Genomic DNA, 22,070 nt, shown 5'->3' with positions numbered 1-22,070 from the left:
TCTTAGGAGTTCGGCTCTGCTTGTTTATGTATAATCAGGAGCTTTAACCCCAAGAAAAAAAGCCGCTTCGCTGAGAGGCTGTTCTAATCAGGTGAACGGAGTGTTCAGCGAAGCCGACCGTTCATAATATAGTTGCGTAAATCGCGTACGACCCCGGCGCGAATAACGGCGCCCATAATGACCAGGGATACAGGGCCTATGATCAGTCCAAGCACGCCAAATAGCTTGAGCCCCGCGAACATGGCGATCAATACAGGGAGCGGCTCCAGACCTACGCTTGTGGCAAGCACCTTCGGCTCAATCAGTTGGCGGGCAACGAGGATGATGCCGTAAAGGATCGACAGTCCGATTCCAAGCGTAAAATCTCCGCTGATGTAGGCGTATATGAGCCAGGGAAGCATGATCGTTCCGACACCGAGATAAGGCAGAAGATCTACGAATCCGATCAAAATAGCGTAGGTGAAGGCGGACTCGACCCCAAGAATAAGCAGTCCAATCAGCACGATGACAGCCGTAATTGAGATCATGATAAATTGTGTCGTCAGGTAGCCGAATAACGCTTTTCGCAGATCAATCCAAATTTCTCGGGCAGTTTGTTGAAACGGCCCGGGAATGAGGCGGGCGAGAAAAAGCCAGTTTTGATTCCAATTTTTACTCATGAAGAAGGCGGCGAGCAAAATAACAAGCAGAATGATGCCAATGCTGGGCAGCGAGGTCAACAAATTAACGACACCGTTTAATAGGCTGGCGACAGTACGGGAAATGGCGGTGCTTATATTCACAGCTGTGGAATCGATGTTTTTATGCAGCGTATTGGAGTAGCCGGGATGGCTGGCAATAAAGCGATTAATCTCGCCCATAGTGTTTTGAAGCTTCTCATTCTGGCTCCATTCCAAAATGATATTCTTCCATTTCTCGATGCTTAGATCCAAGGAGTCTGTGACATGGATTAATTCTTTGACCAGTCTCGTTATAGCTGCCGAGAAGACAATGATCATGCTTCCAAAATAGACGAGCAAAGCAAAGGTTACGGCCAGCCAGCGGGGCAGGCGCAAATGGTCTTCGACCCATGAAACGAAAGGATTCATAATATACGCGACAAGCCAGGCAATGAGGAAGGGATAAAGTAGTGGAACAAGCCAATAGGCCGCCAGCAATAGAGCAACCAGCAGCAGGCAAACCCAGGTTCCTCGCAACGCGCGCTTAAAGAGTACATTGTCCATAAGTCCCACCTTCCCCCTGTCTTATTCTATTCATCGAATGGGACGAGTATGACGAAAACCTATCAAAGTTTGTTTGTAGTGACATTTGTCATTGCAATCTGAAATCGTTTACAAAAATTCTTTATAATAGTGATAAAACATTTTGATAAACGGCTTTCCCTCAGATTGTTCCCTTGCTTCCCGAAATCCAGTATGATGATTTAGGGGGTAATTTGAGCGGCTTAATAATTATTTAGGCGTACTCCTGCCATATTTCAAAAATTTTAATCTTTTAAAATGTAAATGTTTTCATCCGCAAGTTTGATCATAATTTCGTTACAAAGGAGAGATATACTATGACAGCTACTAAAGGCCTCGAAGGTATTGTGGCGGCTACATCCTCGATTAGCTCCATCCATGACGGCGTTCTCGCTTATCGCGGCATTAATATCGATGATTTGGCAGAACGGGCAAGTTATGAAGAGACCGCTTATTTACTTTGGTACGGCAAATTACCTACGAAATCCCAATTGCTGACGCTGCAGCAGCAGCTAAGCGATTACGCAGCAGTGCCGCAAGCGGTATTGGAGCAGATGAAGCTGTTTCCGAATAACGCGAATACGATGGCCGTGCTGCGGACCGCCGTGTCGGCTCTTGCTTTGTATGATGAGACAGCAAATGATATTTCCCGGGAGAGCAATCAACTGAAGGCGATTAAGCTTCAGGCTCAATTACCAACGCTAATCGCTGCTTACGCGCGTATCCGGGACGGCAAGGAGCCGCTTGCTCCGCTTAAAGATGTATCGCTCTCATACAATTTCCTCTACATGCTGTCCGGTGAGAAGCCGGATGAGGTTGCGGTTCGCGCTCTGGATCAAGCGCTTGTGCTCCATGCGGATCACGAGCTTAATGCATCTACTTTCTCGGCGCGCGTTACCATTGCTACCCTGTCTGATATTTATTCTGGAATTACATCGGCAATCGGCACGCTAAAAGGCCCTCTGCATGGGGGAGCGAATGAAGCCGTCATGAACATGCTGAGCGAAATCGGTACGCTGGATAAGGCTGAGGCTTACATTCAGAACAAACTGAATCATCGGGAGAAAATTATGGGCTTTGGTCACCGTGTATACAAGAACGGAGATCCCCGCGCCAAGCACCTGCAGAAGATGTCCCGCGAGCTCAGCGTCTTGAAGGGCGATTCTACTTTGTATGATATTTCTGTGAAGGTAGAAGAGCTTGTAACTGGGCAAAAAGGATTGAAGCCGAATGTGGACTTCTATTCCGCCTCGGTTTACACGCTGCTGGGCATCCCTAGCGACCTCTTTACGCCAATTTTTGCGATCAGCCGCCTATCCGGCTGGACTGCGCATATTCTGGAGCAATTGGATGACAACCGTATCATTCGTCCGCGCGCTGACTATATCGGGCCTACGAGTCAACGATACATTCCGATCGATATGAGATAATAGAAATAGTTAACCGGTCTTCAATCTATGATAGAATGGAGACCGGACAAGTATTACTAATTGAAACGAGGAGGAAACCATCAACATGTTGAAATTAGAAAAATTTGCTCTGCCGACAGAAGGGCAGAAAATTGAAATTCAGGACGGCAAGCTGCAGGTGCCTAACAATCCTGTCATCCCATTCATTGAGGGCGATGGCACGGGGCGTGATATTTGGAAGGCTTCCAAGCGTGTTTTGGATGCTGCCGTAGAGAAAGCTTATGGCGGTGACAAGAAGATCGCTTGGTATGAAGTTTTCGCCGGAGAGAAAGCCTACAATACATACGGAGAGTGGTTGCCGGCTGATACGTTGACTGCGATTCGCGAGTATATTGTAGCGATCAAAGGACCGCTTACGACACCCATCGGCGGTGGTATCCGTTCCTTGAACGTAGCTCTGCGGCAGGAGCTTGACTTGTATGTATGTCTGCGTCCTGTACGCTATTTCGACGGTGTGCCGTCTCCAGTGAAACGTCCTGAACTGGTAGATATGGTGATCTTCCGTGAGAATACAGAAGATATTTATGCAGGTATAGAATACAAGGAAGGCTCCGAAGAAGTGAAAAAGGTGCTTTCGTTCCTGCAAAATGAAATGGGTGTAAGCAAAATCCGCTTCCCTGAAACTTCCGGAATCGGAATCAAGCCTGTATCTGCTGAGGGCTCCAAGCGTCTTGTTCGCGCTGCGGTTGAATATGCGATCAAGCATGACCGTAAGAGCGTAACTCTCGTACACAAAGGCAACATCATGAAGTTCACGGAAGGAGCTTTCAAGAACTGGGGCTACGAAGTAGCTGAAGAGGAATTCGGCGATAAAGTGTTCACTTGGGCGCAATATGACCGAATCAAAGAAGAATCCGGGACAGAAGCTGCCAACAAGGCTCAGCAAGAAGCTCAGGACAGCGGCAAGATCATCATTAAGGATGCCATTGCTGATATCGCATTGCAGCAAGTATTAACCCGTCCGACAGATTTTGATGTTATTGCGACATTGAACCTGAATGGCGACTACTTGTCTGATGCGCTTGCTGCTCAAGTAGGTGGAATCGGTATCGCGCCGGGTGCGAACATCAACTATGTTACCGGCCACGCGATTTTTGAAGCTACGCATGGTACTGCTCCTAAATATGCGGATCTGGATGTTGTTAACCCAGGTTCCGTCATTCTGTCCGGCGTTATGTTGCTTGAGCATCTGGGCTGGCAGGAAGCGGCTGACCTTATTTACAAAGGACTTGAGACATCGATTAACAATAAGACCGTTACTTATGACTTTGCACGCTTGATGGAAGGTGCTACGGAAGTGAAATGCTCTGAATTTGCAGATCAAGTCATCAAAAACATGTAATGTAGGAGGTCTTGACTAACGTGGCCATTCGTCGAAATAAAATCACAGTTGTCGGCGCCGGATTTACCGGCGCGACCACTGCGCTTATGCTGGCACAAAAAGAACTAGGTGATGTCGTTCTGTTGGATATTCCGCAACTGGAGAATCCGACTAAGGGCAAGGCGCTTGATATGTTGGAAGCTAGTCCTGTTCAGGGGTTTGACAGCAACATCGTAGGAACATCCTCCTATGAGGATGCTGCCGATTCCGATATCGTGATCATTACGGCGGGAATTGCCCGTAAGCCGGGAATGAGCCGTGATGATCTTGTAAGCACGAATGCAGGAATCGTTCGTTCGGTGTGTGAGAACGTGAAGAAGCATTGTCCGAACTCAACCGTCATTATTTTAAGCAATCCGGTTGATGCCATGACATATGCGGCTTATCAAACATTAGGCTTCCCTAAGAATCGCGTTATCGGTCAATCCGGGGTTCTCGATACGGCTCGCTATTGCACATTTATCGCGCAAGAGCTAAACGTATCGGTCGAGGACGTTCGCGGCTTCGTGCTTGGCGGCCACGGCGACGATATGGTACCGCTAGTGCGTTACTCCAGCGTTGGGGGCATTCCAATCGACACGCTGATTTCCAAAGAGCGCATTGAAGCGATCGTTCAACGCACTCGCGTTGGCGGCGGAGAAATTGTCAATCTGCTTGGCAACGGAAGTGCATACTACGCGCCAGCTGCATCGATCGTCCAAATGACGGAAGCAATCCTGAAGGATAAGAAACGGATTCTTCCGGTCATTGCTCTGCTTGAAGGCGAGTATGGCTATGACAACCTGTTCATGGGCGTCCCTGTTATTCTTGGCGGAAATGGCATTGAGAAAGTGTTTGAGCTGGAATTGACGGCGGAAGAGAAGGCAGCGCTTGATAAATCTGCGGACTCGGTACGCAATGTTATCGCAGTCGTTCAAGGCTAAAGTGTAATAACTCCATTCGATAAATGACAGATGAGCAAACCTCTCCTAGGAGAAGGTTTGCTTTTCTATAGCACGGGCAGTTCTGTTCTACAGTTGTCCTTCTTTTCTTAGATTATAAAATTGCATGTCGTTCAGCAGAGCTGAACCGTTCTGTAATTGCATTGCAAGGAAAATAACCATTTAGATAAGGTCTGGCTCCTCAGAAAATACGTTGATAGACGTTTTTCTTTTAGACGGCTATAATAGGTCTTATATAGTGATCAATCTAATTGACAAATGGAAGGCGGTTGTTTCATGTTTCAGGTTATGCTTTTTCTTCATATCATCGGTGCTATGGCACTCGGCTTTTACTTAGTACTGCCATTTGTATTCGGTGCGGTTAGCAAATTATCCTTAGCAGCTCAAGAAGGAACGCTATCCGCAGTTAAATCGTTGAATCGCTTCGCCCAAATCGGATTAGTTATTCAACTGTTGACCGGAGGATACTTGATTGGAAAAGGAAACTATTCCGTACCTTGGATGATTGTAGTGGTTGTTCTCTTCCTAGCCATTGGCGCGCTTGGCGGAATTATAGCTAAACCGTTGAAGCAGGCGATCGGAAGCATCCGCGAGAACAAGAATATCGCGGCAGAGGCTGGAAAGCTCCGCACTTTAAGCATGCTGTTATCTGTTAGTGTGATCCTGATCTCCTTTTTGATGGTGTTCTCAACCATTATCTAATGTAACCATGCTTCAAGAAATATGAAAACCTCCGCTTTTCGAATTTTCGAAAAGCGGAGGTTTTTTTCATGTAACGGCGAACTAATTTAAGTATGGGGAATATCAGGAGTCTTTGTCACTTTTCATATCGTCTAAGTGAGTAAATATCATCTTGATTGTGTCTAGCGCCAACTGCTTCTCCTTTGCTGAACGGTGAATCATAATCTGGTTGATTTGGTTCAGGAAATGGTCGTCATTGATTTCGATGGAATCGTGAAGCAAGTAGTCAACGGTAACACCTAATTGATTCGCTAGTTTAACAAGAGTTTCTAGCGACAAGCTCCTTTCGCCCCGCTCAATTTGACCTATGTACGCATCGGAAACTTCAATCTTCTCGGCGAGCTTTTCCTGGGTCAAATGCATTTTGTGACGTTCCTGGCGCAGCCTTTTACCCAATGATCTATAATCCATAACACCCCTCCTGTAATTAACCATAGTGAGTATGAGAGGTAAAGATAATATACTAATAGTTTTGTTTGTATTTACTCCAAGCGTTAAATGGGTTAATATGTAACCAATGAGTAAAATTTTCTTAATTTCCATTCAATATTTTATTATATCCACTTATAAGGAGAGAAATCATGTCTGCTCAACCTATTCTAGTATCCGTCATTATAGCGGTGCAGAACGAAGGAATTGATTTACAGACAACGCTAGAATCCATGAAGGTGTCTCGTGTCGCTTCCAGCTATGAAGTCATCATCGTTGACGAGGGCTCTGTGGACGGCTGTTGTGATTTTCTGATTCACTACAAATTTGATAAGCCGCTTCGCAAATTCAAGGCACAGAGCGGGATATCTTCCCGACAGTTGGGGGCTTTCCATGCATTGGGGAGTTATTTGATTTTTTGCAGCCCTCGGCTGTATTTCGAAGACGGCTGGATGGAGGAGCTGCTGGAGCCGATTCAGCATGGCAGGGCGGATTGTACTACACCGGATTTTACGGCACAAGGCCGCCCTGACAACATCCAGCGCTGTGAGCTTCCAGCGGGGGGACTGTTCGCCTCGATTTATAATTTTCCTGCAGTTTCAAAGCAAGGTGATATTCCTTGGCTCTCCTCGGATTGCTTTGCCGTGAGCCGTCAGACTTTTCAAGAGTTGGGAGGACTACAGGACGGTTTCTTTACAAAGGAAATAGAGACTGCGGAATTCTCTTTAAGAACCTGGCTGCTTGGGCGCGTGTGCTATTACGTTCCCCAAATCTGTCTCACGCTGGTCTTCAGGCATAACTACCCGCCGGATGAGCGGCTTGCTTATTGGGGCAGCGATGTGATCAATTTAACCCGGATGCATTTCGAAGAAGAGATCATTGCTAAGACTCGTGAGTTGGTACGGGCATGTGATGGAGAACAGTATGTCGGCCCGGATCGGAAAGAGTTTGATGCAGCCGGGGAGAAGTATTTGAAGATTCGCAAATTTGATCCGGTCTGGTTTGCTCATCGTTTTGACATTATGCTGTAATTCGCGCCACATTGTTTAAACCCAAGCTCGTTGTGGTAATTTCCAATTGACTAACTCCTTAACGTGCATGATTTGCAGGAAGGCGGATAAGCCGAACGACAAGGGTTATTCTAAGAAGGTCAGGAAATGAATTCACAGGCGAGGAAGGAGAATGCAGCATGTCAGGCAGTGGACAAAGTAAGCAAACCATGCCTCCGCAGCATCAGAACCAGCGGCCCGGAATCGAAGGGGAAATGAATCCGCGTCCGAAGTATGAAGGTAACTATAAAGCAGCAGGCAAACTAGAAGGCAAGGTAGCGTTAATTACAGGCGGAGACAGCGGGATTGGCCGTGCGGTGGCGGTTGCCTATGCCAAAGAGGGTGCTGATGTAGCTATCGTATATTTAAACGAGAATGAGGATGCAAAGCAGACGAAGCAAGAAGTCGAACAGGAGGGACGGAGATGCTTGCTCATTTCCGGGGATTTAGGAGACGAATCCTTTGCCAAGCAGGCCGTGCAGCAAACGGTCGATCAGCTTGGCGGACTGGATATTCTGATCAATAACGCCGCTGAGCAGCATCCGCAAGAGGAAATTACTGACATTACGGCCCAGCAGTTGGAGAGGACATTCCGAACGAACATTTTTGCAATGTTCTTTGTGACACAGGCCGCGATGCCTCACTTGAAGAAGGGCAGCGCGATTATTAACACGGCCTCTGTAACTGCATACCGAGGAAATCCACAGCTGATCGATTACTCAGCAACGAAAGGGGCGATCGTCAGCTTTACGCGGGCACTCTCAATGAACATTGTCGGCAAGAAAGGAATCCGCGTTAATGCTGTGGCCCCGGGGCCGATCTGGACGCCGCTCATTCCTTCTACCTTCGATAAGGAGCAAGTAGCTCAATTCGGAGGCAATACACCGATGCAGCGCCCGGGTCAACCGGAGGAACTAGCACCAGCATATGTGTTTCTGGGCTGTGATGACTCGTCCTACATTAGTGGACAAGTGATCCATATCAACGGCGGAGAAATCGTGAATGGATAGTAGCTTTTTTCGCTTCTTACTGGGGCTAGGCATATAGAAGTTAATCAATCGCTCTCAAGGATATAGCGCTATGTGAGACAATAGCTTATCCTTGGAGCGATTTTTCTGGTTATGGCGAATGAGGAGGAGCTTCTGCTTGTTCGGATAGCTCATCGAGCGTCATATCGAAGCTGGGGGCCAAATGTTCAAGAAAATAATCGACCTCCGGAAGATCGAGGCGGTTCAGCTTCTCTAACAGTTGATCCCTCGCTACGGCAAATTCACGGTTGCCTGATGTGAGCTCCCAGGCACATTTCAAGTAAGCGTCTAGGCTGTCCGCAGCTTTAACATATCTAAGCAGTTCCTTGTCCTCTGTATTACCGGTGGCCAGCTTGCTTGGGGATAATAATGGCCCATAGGTTTGCTGGAGCTCCGGGGGCACCATGGACAGAAGGCGTTCCGCTGCTATTCCTTCCATCTCGCGAAAGCTTGATAGTAACCGGGGATTGTGGTGCTTGACAGGGGTCGGAATGTCGCCTGTAAACACTTCTGTTGCATCATGAAATAAAGCTAGCGTTGCCGCACGATCTGAATTAAGGCTCCGTCCATATAGACGATTGCCAATTTCGCATAGCAGATGAGTGAGCAAGGCTACGTGGAAAGAATGCTCGGCTACATTCTCAGTGGCCGTACTCCTCATCAGGCTCCAGCGCTTAATGGAACGAAGACGGTACATGTAGGCGGAGAAATGAAAATTCATCGGTGAACTACCTCTCTTCTTAACGAGCAAATTTGAACAGAATATGTCAACCTGTCACTATGTTTATGTTATTATAAGACTAATGTACAGGTTAATCCAACAGTAAGATTCGCAGCAATTTTGTGTCAATTAGTTACTTGAAGACAAGAGAGGGGATCTTGGATTATGCGGCAGTTTGAACAAAGCGTGTATGAACTCATTGTAGAGACTTCAACGAATTTGCCTGCGGATGTGCGGCGGGCGATAAAGCGGGGAACACTGGCGGAAAATCAGGATACTAGAGCAGGGCTTGCTCTATCCACGATCACGACGAATATTAAAATGGCTGAGGAGCAAGTATCGCCGATTTGTCAAGATACAGGCATGCCTACTTTTATCGTGCATACCCCTGTCGGTGCGAATCAAATAGAGATGAAGAAGGGAATCCTCGCGGCAATCCAGCGGGCAACCAAAGAGGGCAAGCTCCGTCCTAACTCAGTTGACTCGCTGACGGGAGAGAACAGCGGGGATAATTTAGGGCCGGGAACGCCTGTAATTCATTTTGAGCAATGGGAAGAGAATGTTGTAGATATCCGGCTTATCCTAAAAGGCGGCGGCTGTGAGAATAAGAATATTCAATATAGCCTGCCTGCCGAATTGGAGGCGCTGGGGCGCGCAGGACGTGATCTGGACGGCATTCGCAAATGTATTCTACATGCGATTTACCAGGCTCAAGGCCAGGGCTGCAGTGCTGGATTTATCGGCGTTGGCATAGGGGGCGACCGGACAACGGGATATGAGCTCGCGAAGCAGCAATTGTTTCGTTCTGCCGATGATGTGAATCCGGTGGAGGAACTCCGGCAGCTTGAAGAATACATTATGGATAATGCAAACAAACTGGGCATCGGAACGATGGGTTTCGGCGGGGAAGTAACGCTGCTTGGCTGTAAGATTGGCGCGGCGAATCGTCTTCCTGCTAGTTTCTTCGTATCTGTCGCATACAATTGCTGGGCATTTAGACGGCAAGGCGTAGCCATTGATCCGGCTAGCGGAGAAATTATGAATTGGTTGTACGAGCGCGGGTCGGAGGTAGCAATCCAGGATAGCGAGTCAGCCGTTGCCGCGGCAGCCGAGCCGGCTTCTAAGGCGAACCGTGAGGTGGTTCTGCATACTCCGATTACGGAAGAGCAGATTCGCAGCCTGCGTGTAGGAGATGTCGTCGTCATCAAGGGAGAAATGCATACGGGCCGCGATGCTCTCCATAAATATTTGATGGATCATGACGCTCCAGTTGATTTGAATGGCGCAGTTATATATCACTGCGGGCCGGTCATGCTGAAGGATGAGCAGGGCTGGCATGTCAAGGCTGCGGGTCCGACGACGAGCATTCGCGAGGAGCCTTATCAGGGCGACATTATTAAGAAATTTGGCATTCGCGCTGTAATCGGTAAAGGCGGCATGGGCCAGAAGACGCTTGAGGCACTGAAGGAGCATGGAGGCGTCTATTTGAATGCTATCGGAGGCGCAGCGCAATATTACGCTGAGTGCATTAAGAACGTTAATGGCGTCGATTTCATGGAATTCGGTATTCCTGAAGCAATGTGGCATTTGGAAGTAGACGGTTTCGCTGCTATTGTGACGATGGATTCTCATGGTGAAAGTCTGCATGCGGATGTGGAGAAATCTTCGTTAGAGAAGCTGGCCGCATTCAAAGAGCCGGTATTTAAATAAGCATGAAGACATTTCGAACACGGCTGACGCTCATATTGATGAGCTTGATTGGGATATCCATGCTTGCTGCGGGATTATCCATGGTAAAGGTATTTAAGGACTCGCACATCCGTGCGCTGGAAGAGAACTTGGTGCGAGAAATAAGCTTATTAGAGTATACCTTCCCATTTCGTCCGCTCGACAACAGTCCGCAAGTGGTGGAATATTATACGCGGGAAGCGAAGGAACTGGAGCAGCGTATCAACTCTCGGGTTACTTTCATTGACTTGGACGGGCGAGTGGTTGGGGATTCAGAGAAGAATGCTGCTGATATGGATAATCACTTAGACCGTGAGGAGATCCTTTCAGCGTCGGAAGGGAAGTTCGGCAGCATCATCCGGCATAGCGAGACGCTTGATGAAGACATGCTTTATGTCGCTCATAAAGTGTACTCCGCCGAGGGCTTCGACGGATATATTCGCTTATCGATGAGCTTAAATGCCATAGATGAAGGAATGAACCGGGGATGGGCGTGGATGGCCGGAGGCCTGATCATTCTGTTCCTGGCGGCAGCGCTTCTTAGCTATCGAATTGCAGGCGGACTGACCAAGCCGCTGGAGCATATCACGCGCGTAGCTAATCGAATATCCAGCCTGGATTATGACGCGCGGGTAAAGCTTCATCGCAAGGATGAGATCGGTCAATTGGCTTTTGCCATTAACGGGATGGCGGACAGTTTACAGCAGCAGCTAAAGTGGATTAGGGATAATGAGGATCTGATGCAAAGCGTTTTGGCGAACATGACCGGAGGAATTGTGATGGTGGATGCCGCTGGCCAGATTGCACTTGTAAACCGAGAGGCGGAACGGATTTTGCATATGCAAGGGGATCAGCTCTTAGGCAAGCCTTATTCGATTCTGAAGCGAAATTATGAGTTCATGAAGTTCATGGAGGAAGGCATTCAGCATAAGGAATATTTGCAGGAAGAACGCAATGTATACGATCCCGAAGAGAGAACTCTCCATTTCGATGGCGTTCCGATGAGTGAAGATGACGAAAGTTACCGGGGAATGCTATTCTTGCTGCAGGATGTGACCGATATTCGCCGGCTGGAAAGAATGCGCAGCGAATTCGTGGCAAATGTCTCCCATGAGTTGAAGACACCGATTGCAGCTGTAAAAGGATTTGCCGAGACATTGTTATCTGGAGGGGTTAAGGATACCGACACCATGCGCTCTTTCCTGCAAATTATTTATGATGAAGCCGATCGGCTGAACCGATTGATCGGGGACATTCTGGAATTGTCCAAAATTGAATCCAAGCGTGTTCCCTTGGAATATGCACCGATTCACCTGACAGAGCTGCTGGACAGTGTCATTGAGGTGCTCCTTCCTGCAGCGAACAAGAAATCCATTGTTTTACTGCAGGAAATCCCGGAGCATTTATTTATCGAGGGAGATGAGGATCGGCTCCGGCAAATATTTATGAATCTTATTTCGAATGCGATCAGCTATACGCTCGAAGGCGGAAGGGTAAGAGTCACCGCCGAGGTTCTGCACGAGGGCGGGGAGCATGAGATGATCCGGTTCACGGTTAGCGATACGGGCATTGGTATTCCGAAGAAGGATTTGCCGCGAATTTTCGAGCGGTTTTATAGAGTGGACAAAGCTCGTTCCCGGGGGTCAGGCGGTACAGGACTGGGGTTATCCATCGTTAAGCACTTGGTGGATCTGCACCGGGGCATGATTCGGGTAGAGAGCAGAGTAGGTGAAGGAACCTCGTTTATCCTTGAACTCCCTCTTATGCACCCTATAGATTGATTAACAATAGGGTATATAAATAGTATGAAATGAAAATTGAAAATTAAAAAATAAGTACAATGTGAAATTCATTGAAAATTTTACACTACGTTAACAATGCCATGATATGCTGGGCTTGTCATGATTCGTCGACATCCATTATGCTGGACTAGAAAATGGGGGGTACTATGACGCAACGGCTGTTAGTTATTGAGGATGAGCCAACGCTTTCGAGGCTTCTGTCTTATAATCTTTCAAGCGAAGGTTATGAAGTCGTGGTTGAGGAGCATGGACAGTCTGGGTTGGAAACGGCATTGAAAAACGATTTTAATTTGATATTGCTGGACTTGATGCTGCCGGGCATGAACGGGTTCGAAATTATGTCAAGGCTTCGGAATGAAGGCGTGAAGACACCCGTTATTATGCTGACTGCGAAGAACGCAGAAGAGGAAGTCGTTCAGGGTTTGAAATCGGGAGCAGATGATTATATTACGAAGCCTTTTGGCGTAGCTGAGCTATTGGCACGCGTAGCCGCAGTGCTGAGAAGATCCTCGGGACTGGATGAGCCGGAGAAGAAGTCGCATTCTCAAGAGACTGGTTCGCAAATTACGTTGGGCGATCTCGTCATTTATCCGGAGAAGTATGAAGTAACTTTAGGGAGCGAGCCAATCACGCTGCGGCCGAAGGAATTCGAGGTACTGCTGTACTTGGCTCGTAAGCCGGGAGTAGTCATGACGCGGGACGACTTGATGAATGCGGTATGGGGATTCGACTATATCGGCGGGCAGCGGACGGTGGACGTGCACGTAAGCTCGCTGCGGAAGAAGCTGGAGCTTGATCCCGGATCGGTATATATTGATTCCATTCGCGGAGTCGGTTATAAGCTGGTCGTTAACAAGAAGAAGGCATCAACCATTTGAATGATCTATAACCAATACAAAGGATGGCCTCTGAATAATACAGGGGCCATTTTTTTGGAGGAAAGCTTCTTAGGGGAGTACTTGTAAAAACAATCAATCTTTCCTATGGTAGGCTCCAAGTTCATTAGTTTGTAAAACATTTAACATAGGCCCAAAGTACCGTTGACACGTGCTTAACAAATTTCTTCTATGATTCATTCAGAGAGAGAGAAGACTGAAGAGCAGGTACGGATGGGGGAGTGGTAAGTGTGGTTAATCAGGCTGTTGCTGAGCGAGAGGATGTTACAACCGACTTTAGTGCTGCTGAATTGTTTGTAGAGCAATCCAAGGGGGATAAAGAGGATGCAGAAATTTCATCTGCAGTTATGCGCGATCACAGCAGTGCAGTGAAGACAGAAGCCTACTGCAGAACTGTGCCGACGGCAGATCCAGAGGCATCTTGTCTTGGTGTTCTGAAATTATTTCAAGCGGATGCTAAAATCCCTTGCGTCATTGTGTGCGATCTCTCGAATAGGCCATTGGGCCTTTTGATGAGGGATGCCTTCTATCGTCAATTGGCCGGGCGTTTTGCCGCGGATTTATTCTATGAGAGGCCTGCTTTGATGTTTGCCGAGAAATCGCCGCTGATCACGGAGATAACTACCTCGCCAAGGCAACTGATCGACGCAGCTTTGAACCGGGGCGCCGCTGTGTTCTATGATAGCCTGCTTCTTACGGAGGAAGGAAAGTTCAGAGGTGTTATGACGGTTCAGGATCTCATGCTGATGTCGAGAGAGCTGCAGCGGGAAGCGGATCGAACTCGAGAAGCGATTGTTAGGGAAAGTCAGGCCAGAGTACTTGAAATCGATCAATCGGTCAAGGAGGTGTCCATTACTTCCGAACGCAGCTTGCGGGAGTCAGAGGAGATGAGCGGCTTTGCGACAACTGGCCGATCTGAGCTTGGAGCGGTGCAAGCCTCGTTTAGCCGCGTGCTGTCGCTGACAAAATCCCAAGCAGAGCAGGTAACTGCTTTACAGCAGCATGCAAGCAATATCTCGTCAATCACTGCTTCGATCCGGGAGTTGGCCGATCGCAGTGGCTTGCTTGCGATGAATGCCTCGATTGAGGCGGCTCATGCCGGCGAGCATGGGAGGGGGTTTGCGGTCGTCGCCAGCGAAATTAGAAAGTTGGCGCATCAAACCAAGCAGTTCTCGGATGATATCGGGTCAACCCTCAGCATAATCAGCGATCTTGTTCGGCAAACGGCAGACGCTTCATCCTTGGCCACGGAGGAAATGCAGCTCAGTCACGAGCGGGTGAACAGTGCGGATCATACTTTTAAAATGCTCGTTGAATCGGTACGAAGTGTGGAATCAAGGGGGCGGGACGTGTACCAGACCGCAGGAAATGCAGCATTGAAGACCGAGATTGTGCTGCAGGAACTCGGGCAGTTATCTGGGGAACGCTAAATTGCTTTCAAAAAACTCTGAGAATCGCTGATATGTTAATGTGTGGAAAACATATTTTACACTGCGTTTACATTTCAGGGTAATATCTTTTACATAAAGAAGGTAAAATGGTTTTATGTCTAAAGTTTGATACACACTAATAACTGACCCAATAGCTGTTGTCGGTATGCTGCTGAGATATGAAGGAGAAATGACATGGAACCGATCATCCATATTGATAAATTGAATTTGTATTATGACCAATTTCAGGCGCTTAAGAATATGTCCCTGGATATTCCAGAGAAAGCTATTACCGCATTTATCGGCCCGTCGGGCTGCGGCAAATCCACATTGCTGCGGACACTCAATCGGATGAACGATATGATTCCGGGTACGCGAATCGAGGGAACCGTACAAATTGGCGGCAAGGATATTTACAGTGACGATGTGGAGGTAGAGACGTTGCGCAAACAGGTCGGCATGGTGTTTCAGCAGCCGAATCCTTTTCCGAAATCGATCTATGATAATGTTGCCTACGGCCCCCGTCTGCATGGCGTTAAGAATAAGGCCAAGCTGGATCAAATTGTAGAACAGAGCCTTCGTCAAGCGGTGTTGTGGGATGAGGTCAAGGACTTTCTTAAACGTTCCGCGCTCAGTTTATCCGGCGGTCAGCAACAGCGGCTCTGCATCGCCAGAGCCATCGCTGTCCAGCCAGACATTCTGTTAATGGATGAAGCGACTTCAGCGCTCGATCCAATTTCTACACTGAAGATCGAAGAATTGGTTCAAGAATTAAAAGACAGGTATACCATCGTTATGGTTACTCATAACATGCATCAAGCGGCTCGGATCTCCGATCAGACCGTTTTTTTCCTGAGTGGTGAAATTATTGAGACAGATGATACTCGAAAACTGTTTTCGACACCACAGGATTCCCGTACCGAAGATTATATTTCAGGACGTTTTGGTTAACAGAAGGGAGCAGTGAGGTATGATCCAAAGAAGAGAGTTCGATCAAAATTTGGAGGAACTGCGGCAGTTGCTGAGAGAAATGGGAGAGCATGTGGAGCATGCCCTCAGAGAATCCATTTTATCGCTGCATTCCTTGGACTCAAGCAAAGCTAAAGAGGTTATTGCAGAAGATCTGAAGTTGAACGAAATGGAAGAAGAAGTGATGGAAATCGGCTCCAGATTGATTGTTACGCAGCAGCCTGTAGCTAAAGATCTTCGCCGGATTATTGTTGCATTTAAAATATCCAGCGATTTGGAGCGTATGGGAGACCTCGCGGTCGATATCGCTAAGGTAACGTTGCGTTTGGAAGGGCAGACGCTGCTTAAACCGCTTGTGGATATTCCGAAGATGGCGGAGCTGGTAGAGGTTATGGTGGAAGAATCGCTTCAATCCTATTTGGACGAAAATACGGATTTGGCCTATAAGATGGCCAAGGACGACGATGAGGTCGATCATCTGTATAGTCAAATGATCAGCGAGTTGTATTCGATTGTCATTACTCATCCTGACTCGGTACAGCAGGTGATGCTGCTCACGCTGGTTGGAAGATATATTGAGCGTATTGCAGACCATGCTACGAATATCGGAGAGAGCACCGTTTACCTTGTTACGGGACATCGGCCTGATCTCAATCAATAGGCAGTCCTAATCAAGAATAAAGATATAACAACAGCAAAGCGCCGGAATTTCCGGCGCTTTGCTGTTTGCATTTGCTCTGCTTAATAGTATCATGGAGTCCCCAAATCCCCTATATAAGCCTGCTTTGAAAATAACTTCATGGAGAGTTGACGTATTGTTTTTATATATCCGGGGAGCATGTGTTAGAATAATAGTCAGGAGTATGCTGAAGAACGAGGTGCTTTATGGAGAAATTAATTCTAATTGATGGAAACAGTATCATTTACCGGGCGTTCTTTGCCATGCCGCCGCTGAATAATTCAAGCGGTTTACATACGAACGCTGTGTACGGATTTACCAATATGCTGTTAAGACTCATTCAAGACGAGAAGCCGACTCACATTATGGTAGCTTTTGATGCTGGGAAGATTACATTTCGCCACGAAGGCTATGAGGACTATAAGGGAGGACGCGAGAAGACGCCGCCAGAATTGTCAGAGCAGTTTCCGTTAACGCGTGAATTGCTGGAAAGCTTCGGAATATGCTGGTTCGAGCTAGCCGGGTTTGAGGCGGATGATATTATCGGCACGATCAGCAGGCAGGCGGAGGAGGCCGGCAAGGAAGTCCTCGTCGTAACCGGGGACAAGGATATGCTTCAAGTAGTCAGCGATAAGGTTAAGGTAGCCTTGACCCGTAAGGGAATCAGTGAAGTCGAGCCTTATGGGCCTCAAGAAATTAAAGATAGATACGGTCTTACCCCGGAGCAAATTATCGATCTGAAGGGTCTTATGGGCGATGCTTCGGATAACATCCCCGGAGTTCCGGGAATCGGAGAGAAGACGGCACTGAAGCTGCTTCATCAGTTTGGCTCCGTGGAAGAAGTGCTTGCCCGGACGGACGAGCTGAAAGGCAAGATGAAGGAAAATTTAGTCCAGCATGCGGAGGATGCGCGATTGAGCAAGCAGCTTGCCACGATTCACCGCGAGGTTCCGATTGATCGTTCCTTTGATGATATGATTTTTCACGGCTTGCAGGAAGAGAAGGCGGCACCTGTGCTGCGCAAGCTGGAATTTAAATCTTTGCTTGAGCGCTTGTCTTTCAGTGAAGGAGCCGGGGCCTCCGAAGCGGGAGATGAGGGTGCACGGAAGCAAGATGAAGTCGATGTAACGGTTGTTGATGAGACAGCTTTGCCGGAGCTTGAGAAGCAGTTGCCTAAGATTGAAGTGATGTATGTTGAATCTCACGGAGATAACCCGCATCAGGCCGAGGTTATGGGGCTGATCCTGTCTTCACTGGAACATCATTTCTTTGTGTCCAACGAATTTCTACTAAGCGAAGCAGCGAAGCCGATTAAGGAATGGCTTGCGGATCCGCAAATTCCAAAGTGCGGCTATGATTTGCACCGGGCAGATTTAGCGCTGCATTGGCAAGAAATTTTGTTCGCTGGAGCAGAGCATGACATTCAGTTGGCGGCTTACTTGCTTGATCCGACGGACAATAACCAGACAATCAGCGGGCTGGCAGCTAAGTATAGTCTGCCTTCTGTGCCATCGGATGATGAGGTATACGGAAAAGGAGCCAAATTCAAAGTTCCGGATCAGGAGACGCTTAGTCGTCACTTGGCCCGCAAGGCGCTGGCGATGCTGCGCCTAATTCCGCTGCAGAAGGAAGAACTTAAGAAGAATGAAATGAATCGGCTTTTTTATGAATTGGAAATGCCGTTGTCGCGTATTTTGGCGGATATGGAGAAGCAAGGAATCGCTGTTAACCGTGAGGCGCTGGCAGAGCTGGGCAAGGAATTCGAAGCGCAGATCGAGAAGCTGGAAACCCGGATTTATGAACTTGCCGGTTTGGAGTTCAATTTGAACTCTCCGAAGCAATTGGGCGAAGTTCTATTCGATAAGCTGGGGCTCCCGGTAGTGAAGAAGACGAAGACGGGATATTCTACCGATGCCGAGGTGCTCGATAAGCTGGCACCGTATCATGAGATCGTTCAATTTATACTGGAGTATCGTCAGCTCGCGAAGCTGCAATCTACTTATGTGGAAGGATTGCTTAAGGAGATTCGTCCGGATACAGGGAAGGTTCATACGTTCTATCGGCAGACGATCGCTGCGACCGGCAGACTGAGCAGTCAATTTCCGAATTTGCAGAACATTCCGATACGGCTTGAAGAAGGACGTAAAATTCGTCAGGTGTTCGTGCCGTCCGAAGAGGGCTGGTATATTCTTGCCGCTGACTATTCGCAGATTGAACTTCGGGTACTCGCACATATTTCGGACGATAAGGGCTTGCAGGAAGCATTCCTGCATGATATGGACATCCATACGAAGACGGCGATGGACGTGTTCGGTGTAACACAAGAACAGGTAGATGCCGATATGCGCCGTTCCGCAAAGGCCGTCAACTTTGGAATAGTCTACGGCATCAGTGATTATGGATTATCCCAGAACCTTCATATAACTAGAAAGGAAGCCGCTCATTTTATCGAGCAGTATTTTGAGGCATTCCAGGGTGTGCGCCGTTATATGGATGAAATCGTTCAAGAAGCGAAGCGCGACGGCTATGTAACTACGCTGCTTGAACGCAGACGCTATTTGCCGGAAATCAACGCCTCCAACTTTAATCTGCGTTCGTTTGCGGAGCGTACAGCAATGAATACACCGATTCAAGGCACGGCTGCAGATATTATCAAGCTAGCGATGGTGCTGATGGATGAGACATTGCGTAAGCACGGCTTGAAGAGCCGTATGCTGCTGCAGGTACACGATGAGCTGGTGTTCGAGGTTCCACCGGAGGAACTGGAGACGATGAGCAAGCTTGTGCCGGAAACGATGGAGAGGGCGTTGACCCTGTCGGTGCCGTTGAAGGCGGAGGTTAGCAGCGGAACCAACTGGTACGAAGCCAAATAATTTAGAGGTAGTTCAAAAAGGTCGCTTTTGATCACGATGCTTGACTGAAAGTATCTCGGCGTCGAATCTTGCGCTCACCCTCGAAAGCTTATGCTTCCGAAGCATGTTTCTTGCAGAAACATTGCAGGTGCTCATGTAGGCTTCTCCTACACTGCGCTCCTCCATCTTCGGGTTCACGCAACCTTCTCGGTGCTGAAAAGCGACTTTTTGAACCTTTATTGAAGTGGTAGTTCAAAAAGGTCGCTTTTGATCACGATGCTTGACTGAATGTATCTCGGCATCGAATCTTGCGCTCACCCTCGAAAGCTTATGCTTCCGAAGCATGTTTCTTGCAGAAACATTGCAGGTGCTCATGTAGGCTTCTCTAGCCTATGCTTCCGAAGCCGGTTTCTTCGAAAACGTTGAACTCCGCTCCTCCTGAAAGTTTTGCTGAGCAAAACTCGCTACGGAAGCATAGGCCAAGGGTTCACGCAACCTAAAGCGTTTTGAAAAAACGCACAGCGGAAGAATAAGCCCGGTGCTGAAAAACGACTTTTAAATGGAAATCGAATAGATCCGCTTATTTATGAAGTTAAATAGCAATAACAGATAAAGTTTGAGGTGAAAGAATATGCCAGAGCTGCCGGAAGTCGAAACCGTTCGACGTACGCTGTCCGGTCTCATCGTCGGAAAGACGATAGAATCGGTGACAGTGTCACTGCCGCGAATTATTCAGCGTCCCGACGATATAAGACGGTTCGAAATGGAACTGGCGGGTCATACTATTGTGGATGTTGGCCGTCGTGGCAAGTTTTTAAGAATAATTATGGATCAGCTCGTATTGGTGTCCCATTTGCGAATGGAAGGCCGGTATGGGTTATATGATCAGGATGAGGAAGTAGAGAAGCATACGCATGTCATCTTCCGGTTTACGGATGGTACGGAATTAAGATATAAGGATGTACGGCAATTCGGCACGATGCATCTATTCCTTCCTGGTGAGGAGTTCAAGGAGAAGCCGCTAATGAAGCTGGGACTTGAGCCGCTGGAAGCTACATTTACATCAGACGTGCTTCGGGATATATTGTTCAAGCGGTCAACCAAAATTAAAGTTGCGCTTTTAAATCAGGAATATGTGGTGGGGCTTGGAAATATCTATGTTGATGAAGCTTTGTTTCGGGCGGGAATTCATCCAGAACGCCCTGCGAATACGTTATCCGATCAAGAATGGGTTTCACTTCATGAGGCAATTATCGTTACCTTGACCGATGCGGTTGAAGCTGGGGGCTCCTCGATTAAATCGTATGTTAATGGGCAGGGCGAAATGGGGATGTTCCAGCATTCGCTGCAAATTTACGGACGCAAGGGCGAGTCATGCTTGAATTGTGGACATCCTATCGAGAAAAGCGTAGTCGGTGGTAGAGGCACGCACTATTGTCCCAACTGCCAGATTAACGGATAGTCAGCTAAGAATGGAGCAAATCTGGAGAATGAGGTGAATGGATGAATATCGGACTGACAGGCGGAATCGCAACGGGAAAAAGTACGGTCTCCCGGATGTTAGTCAAGAGGGGCGCCGTCTTAATCGATGCCGATGTCATCGCCAGAGAGGTTATGGAACCAGGGCACCCGGTACTGCTGGCGGTACAGAAGCGTTTCGGAGCGGCCGTCATTCATAAAGATGGAACTTTAAATCGCAAAAAGCTAGGCGAGATCGTCTTCTCCGACCCGGAGGAGCGTAAGGCGCTTAACGAGATTACGCACCCGGCCATTCGGGCTGAAATGAGAACACGGATGGCTGACTTTGAGGAAGCACAGCCTGGATGTCTCGTCGTCGTGGATATACCCTTGCTGTATGAATCCGGACTGGACACGATGTTTGACCAAGTTATGGTGGTCTATGTGCCCCGTGAAATACAGCTTAGCAGATTGATGGAAAGAGACGGACTGACATTGGAGCAGGCAGAGGCTAGAATAAGAGCCCAGATGGATATTGAATGGAAGAAGGAAAGGGCGGATATTTTGATTGATAACAGCCTCGGTTTGGACAAGACGGAGTCGCAGATCGAAGATTTTTGGCGGAACAAGGGCTTGCTATGAAGTGGCTTCGTAAAAAGAGAGTGCTGCTATTGTTGTTTCTCGGATTTACCGTTATTTTATTTTTTAACTCCAAGTGGCTGGCCTTATTTTATCCTATTTATTATAAAGAGGAAATAAAGGTGCATGCCCAGAAGCATGACCTCGATCCCTTGATGGTGGCAGCGATTATTCGGGTAGAAAGCAATTATAAGACAGGATCCGAATCCAAAAAGGGTGCGCTTGGCATTATGCAAATTATGCCGGATACTGCGAAATGGGTCATTGAACAATCGAAGCTGCCGGATGTATCCTTGGATAAGGTGAAGGAAGAGAGCGATGCCAATATCGCGATTGGAACCTGGTATTTGAAGTCCCTCTATGAGCAATTCGAGGGCAATGAAATCGCAATGATAGCGGCATATAATGCAGGGCCGACCAATGTCCGGAACTGGCTGCGCAGCGGCAAGTGGGACGGACGGCTCGAATCCGTTAAAAATATACCTTTTGGCGAAACAAGACATTATGTGCAAAGAGTTACCCATTACTACGACCAATACTCTGATGTTTACGAGAACTTGTAACGAATACCCGGACTGTCATGATAGAAAAGCATTGGACAGGCTGGGCCTGCACCA

19 protein-coding genes are annotated in these 22,070 nt (G+C 47.9%); 16 read left to right on the top strand and 3 right to left on the bottom strand.

The window, feature by feature from the left end; all coding sequences use genetic code 11:
- Positions 1-104: 104 nt before the first annotated feature.
- Positions 105-1,223 (bottom strand): sporulation integral membrane protein YtvI, encoded by a 1,119-nt coding sequence (gene ytvI / locus CZ379_RS21420; protein WP_110933479.1) that lies wholly within the window; start codon positions 1,221-1,223, stop codon positions 105-107.
- Positions 1,224-1,558: 335 nt separating this feature from the next.
- Between ytvI and CZ379_RS21415 the strand changes: the two genes are divergently transcribed.
- The 4 genes from CZ379_RS21415 (at position 1,559) to CZ379_RS21400 (ending at position 5,734) form a co-directional block, all read left to right on the top strand.
- Positions 1,559-2,671, top strand: a complete 1,113-nt coding sequence (locus CZ379_RS21415; protein WP_110933478.1) for a citrate/2-methylcitrate synthase — start codon at positions 1,559-1,561, stop codon at positions 2,669-2,671.
- 85 nt (positions 2,672-2,756) lie between these two features.
- Complete coding sequence (gene icd, locus CZ379_RS21410; protein ID WP_110933477.1) at positions 2,757-4,052, top strand: NADP-dependent isocitrate dehydrogenase; 1,296 nt, start codon at positions 2,757-2,759, stop codon at positions 4,050-4,052.
- A gap of 20 nt (positions 4,053-4,072) precedes the next feature.
- Complete coding sequence (mdh, locus tag CZ379_RS21405) at positions 4,073-5,014, top strand: malate dehydrogenase (RefSeq protein ID WP_110933476.1); 942 nt, start codon at positions 4,073-4,075, stop codon at positions 5,012-5,014.
- A 294-nt stretch (positions 5,015-5,308) separates the two neighbouring features.
- On the top strand, positions 5,309-5,734 hold the full coding sequence (locus CZ379_RS21400; RefSeq protein WP_110933475.1) for a hypothetical protein: 426 nt from the start codon (positions 5,309-5,311) through the stop codon (positions 5,732-5,734).
- A 102-nt stretch (positions 5,735-5,836) separates the two neighbouring features.
- Here the strand turns inward: CZ379_RS21400 and CZ379_RS21395 are convergent, their stop codons facing one another.
- Positions 5,837-6,184, bottom strand: coding sequence for a helix-turn-helix domain-containing protein (locus CZ379_RS21395; protein WP_110933474.1), 348 nt, complete (start codon positions 6,182-6,184; stop codon positions 5,837-5,839).
- 170 nt (positions 6,185-6,354) lie between these two features.
- Between CZ379_RS21395 and CZ379_RS21390 the strand changes: the two genes are divergently transcribed.
- Entirely contained in the window at positions 6,355-7,233 is an 879-nt protein-coding gene (locus CZ379_RS21390) for a glycosyltransferase family 2 protein (protein ID WP_110933473.1), read from the top strand.
- A 158-nt stretch (positions 7,234-7,391) separates the two neighbouring features.
- Positions 7,392-8,261 carry an SDR family oxidoreductase gene (locus tag CZ379_RS21385; RefSeq protein WP_110933472.1) on the top strand — a complete coding sequence of 290 codons (870 nt, stop codon included), beginning with the start codon at positions 7,392-7,394 and terminating at the stop codon, positions 8,259-8,261.
- 109 nt (positions 8,262-8,370) lie between these two features.
- On the opposite strand, the gene yfbR is transcribed toward CZ379_RS21385, so the two are convergent.
- Complete coding sequence (gene yfbR / locus CZ379_RS21380) at positions 8,371-9,000, bottom strand: 5'-deoxynucleotidase (RefSeq protein ID WP_110933471.1); 630 nt, start codon at positions 8,998-9,000, stop codon at positions 8,371-8,373.
- A gap of 165 nt (positions 9,001-9,165) precedes the next feature.
- Between yfbR and CZ379_RS21375 the strand changes: the two genes are divergently transcribed.
- The 10 genes from CZ379_RS21375 to CZ379_RS21330 all read left to right on the top strand — a co-directional run bounded on the left by CZ379_RS21375 (position 9,166) and on the right by CZ379_RS21330 (position 22,016).
- Positions 9,166-10,710 (top strand): fumarate hydratase, encoded by a 1,545-nt coding sequence (locus CZ379_RS21375; protein ID WP_110933470.1) that lies wholly within the window; start codon positions 9,166-9,168, stop codon positions 10,708-10,710.
- A gap of 2 nt (positions 10,711-10,712) precedes the next feature.
- A complete protein-coding gene (pnpS, locus tag CZ379_RS21370; RefSeq protein ID WP_110933469.1) occupies positions 10,713-12,509 on the top strand; it encodes a two-component system histidine kinase PnpS in 1,797 nt (598 codons plus the stop codon).
- Positions 12,510-12,676: 167 nt separating this feature from the next.
- Complete coding sequence (locus CZ379_RS21365) at positions 12,677-13,408, top strand: response regulator transcription factor (protein WP_110933468.1); 732 nt, start codon at positions 12,677-12,679, stop codon at positions 13,406-13,408.
- Positions 13,409-13,656: 248 nt separating this feature from the next.
- Positions 13,657-14,856, top strand: a complete 1,200-nt coding sequence (locus CZ379_RS27085; RefSeq protein ID WP_324616496.1) for a methyl-accepting chemotaxis protein — start codon at positions 13,657-13,659, stop codon at positions 14,854-14,856.
- A 195-nt stretch (positions 14,857-15,051) separates the two neighbouring features.
- The gene (gene pstB / locus CZ379_RS21355; RefSeq protein WP_110933466.1) at positions 15,052-15,807 is read left to right on the top strand and encodes a phosphate ABC transporter ATP-binding protein PstB; all 756 of its coding nucleotides are present in this window, start codon (positions 15,052-15,054) and stop codon (positions 15,805-15,807) included.
- A gap of 19 nt (positions 15,808-15,826) precedes the next feature.
- Complete coding sequence (gene phoU / locus CZ379_RS21350) at positions 15,827-16,486, top strand: phosphate signaling complex protein PhoU (protein WP_110933465.1); 660 nt, start codon at positions 15,827-15,829, stop codon at positions 16,484-16,486.
- A gap of 224 nt (positions 16,487-16,710) precedes the next feature.
- Complete coding sequence (gene polA / locus CZ379_RS21345; protein ID WP_110933464.1) at positions 16,711-19,377, top strand: DNA polymerase I; 2,667 nt, start codon at positions 16,711-16,713, stop codon at positions 19,375-19,377.
- A 610-nt stretch (positions 19,378-19,987) separates the two neighbouring features.
- Positions 19,988-20,818, top strand: coding sequence for a DNA-formamidopyrimidine glycosylase (gene mutM, locus CZ379_RS21340; protein ID WP_110933463.1), 831 nt, complete (start codon positions 19,988-19,990; stop codon positions 20,816-20,818).
- 41 nt (positions 20,819-20,859) lie between these two features.
- Positions 20,860-21,456, top strand: coding sequence for a dephospho-CoA kinase (gene coaE / locus CZ379_RS21335; protein WP_110933462.1), 597 nt, complete (start codon positions 20,860-20,862; stop codon positions 21,454-21,456).
- Positions 21,453-22,016: a lytic transglycosylase domain-containing protein gene (locus CZ379_RS21330; RefSeq protein ID WP_110933461.1), complete on the top strand. Its 564-nt coding sequence runs from the start codon at positions 21,453-21,455 to the stop codon at positions 22,014-22,016. The genes coaE and CZ379_RS21330 overlap by 4 nt, the downstream gene beginning before the upstream one ends.
- Positions 22,017-22,070: the final 54 nt, after the last annotated feature.

This window comes from Paenibacillus bouchesdurhonensis (genome assembly GCF_900155685.1).
Taxonomy (GTDB): domain Bacteria; phylum Bacillota; class Bacilli; order Paenibacillales; family Paenibacillaceae; genus Fontibacillus; species Fontibacillus bouchesdurhonensis.
Note: the sequence above shows the minus strand (reverse complement) of the source record. Positions and strands in the feature narration are given on the sequence as shown.

What these genes read in the sequence shown, in the direction of transcription:
- mutM (WP_110933463.1), top strand. Translation starts at nt 19,988, where the DNA reads ATGCCAGAGCTGCCGGAAGTCGAAACCGTTCGACGTACGCTGTCCGGT.
- CZ379_RS21415 (WP_110933478.1), top strand. Translation starts at nt 1,559, where the DNA reads ATGACAGCTACTAAAGGCCTCGAAGGTATTGTGGCGGCTACATCCTCG.
- pnpS (WP_110933469.1), top strand. Translation starts at nt 10,713, where the DNA reads ATGAAGACATTTCGAACACGGCTGACGCTCATATTGATGAGCTTGATT.
- CZ379_RS21400 (WP_110933475.1), top strand. Translation starts at nt 5,309, where the DNA reads ATGTTTCAGGTTATGCTTTTTCTTCATATCATCGGTGCTATGGCACTC.
- CZ379_RS21375 (WP_110933470.1), top strand. Translation starts at nt 9,166, where the DNA reads ATGCGGCAGTTTGAACAAAGCGTGTATGAACTCATTGTAGAGACTTCA.
- icd (WP_110933477.1), top strand. Translation starts at nt 2,757, where the DNA reads ATGTTGAAATTAGAAAAATTTGCTCTGCCGACAGAAGGGCAGAAAATT.
- CZ379_RS21365 (WP_110933468.1), top strand. Translation starts at nt 12,677, where the DNA reads ATGACGCAACGGCTGTTAGTTATTGAGGATGAGCCAACGCTTTCGAGG.
- pstB (WP_110933466.1), top strand. Translation starts at nt 15,052, where the DNA reads ATGGAACCGATCATCCATATTGATAAATTGAATTTGTATTATGACCAA.
- phoU (WP_110933465.1), top strand. Translation starts at nt 15,827, where the DNA reads ATGATCCAAAGAAGAGAGTTCGATCAAAATTTGGAGGAACTGCGGCAG.
- CZ379_RS21385 (WP_110933472.1), top strand. Translation starts at nt 7,392, where the DNA reads ATGTCAGGCAGTGGACAAAGTAAGCAAACCATGCCTCCGCAGCATCAG.
- polA (WP_110933464.1), top strand. Translation starts at nt 16,711, where the DNA reads ATGGAGAAATTAATTCTAATTGATGGAAACAGTATCATTTACCGGGCG.
- CZ379_RS21330 (WP_110933461.1), top strand. Translation starts at nt 21,453, where the DNA reads ATGAAGTGGCTTCGTAAAAAGAGAGTGCTGCTATTGTTGTTTCTCGGA.
- ytvI (WP_110933479.1), bottom strand. Translation starts at nt 1,223, where the DNA reads ATGGACAATGTACTCTTTAAGCGCGCGTTGCGAGGAACCTGGGTTTGC.
- CZ379_RS21395 (WP_110933474.1), bottom strand. Translation starts at nt 6,184, where the DNA reads ATGGATTATAGATCATTGGGTAAAAGGCTGCGCCAGGAACGTCACAAA.
- CZ379_RS21390 (WP_110933473.1), top strand. Translation starts at nt 6,355, where the DNA reads ATGTCTGCTCAACCTATTCTAGTATCCGTCATTATAGCGGTGCAGAAC.
- coaE (WP_110933462.1), top strand. Translation starts at nt 20,860, where the DNA reads ATGAATATCGGACTGACAGGCGGAATCGCAACGGGAAAAAGTACGGTC.
- yfbR (WP_110933471.1), bottom strand. Translation starts at nt 9,000, where the DNA reads ATGAATTTTCATTTCTCCGCCTACATGTACCGTCTTCGTTCCATTAAG.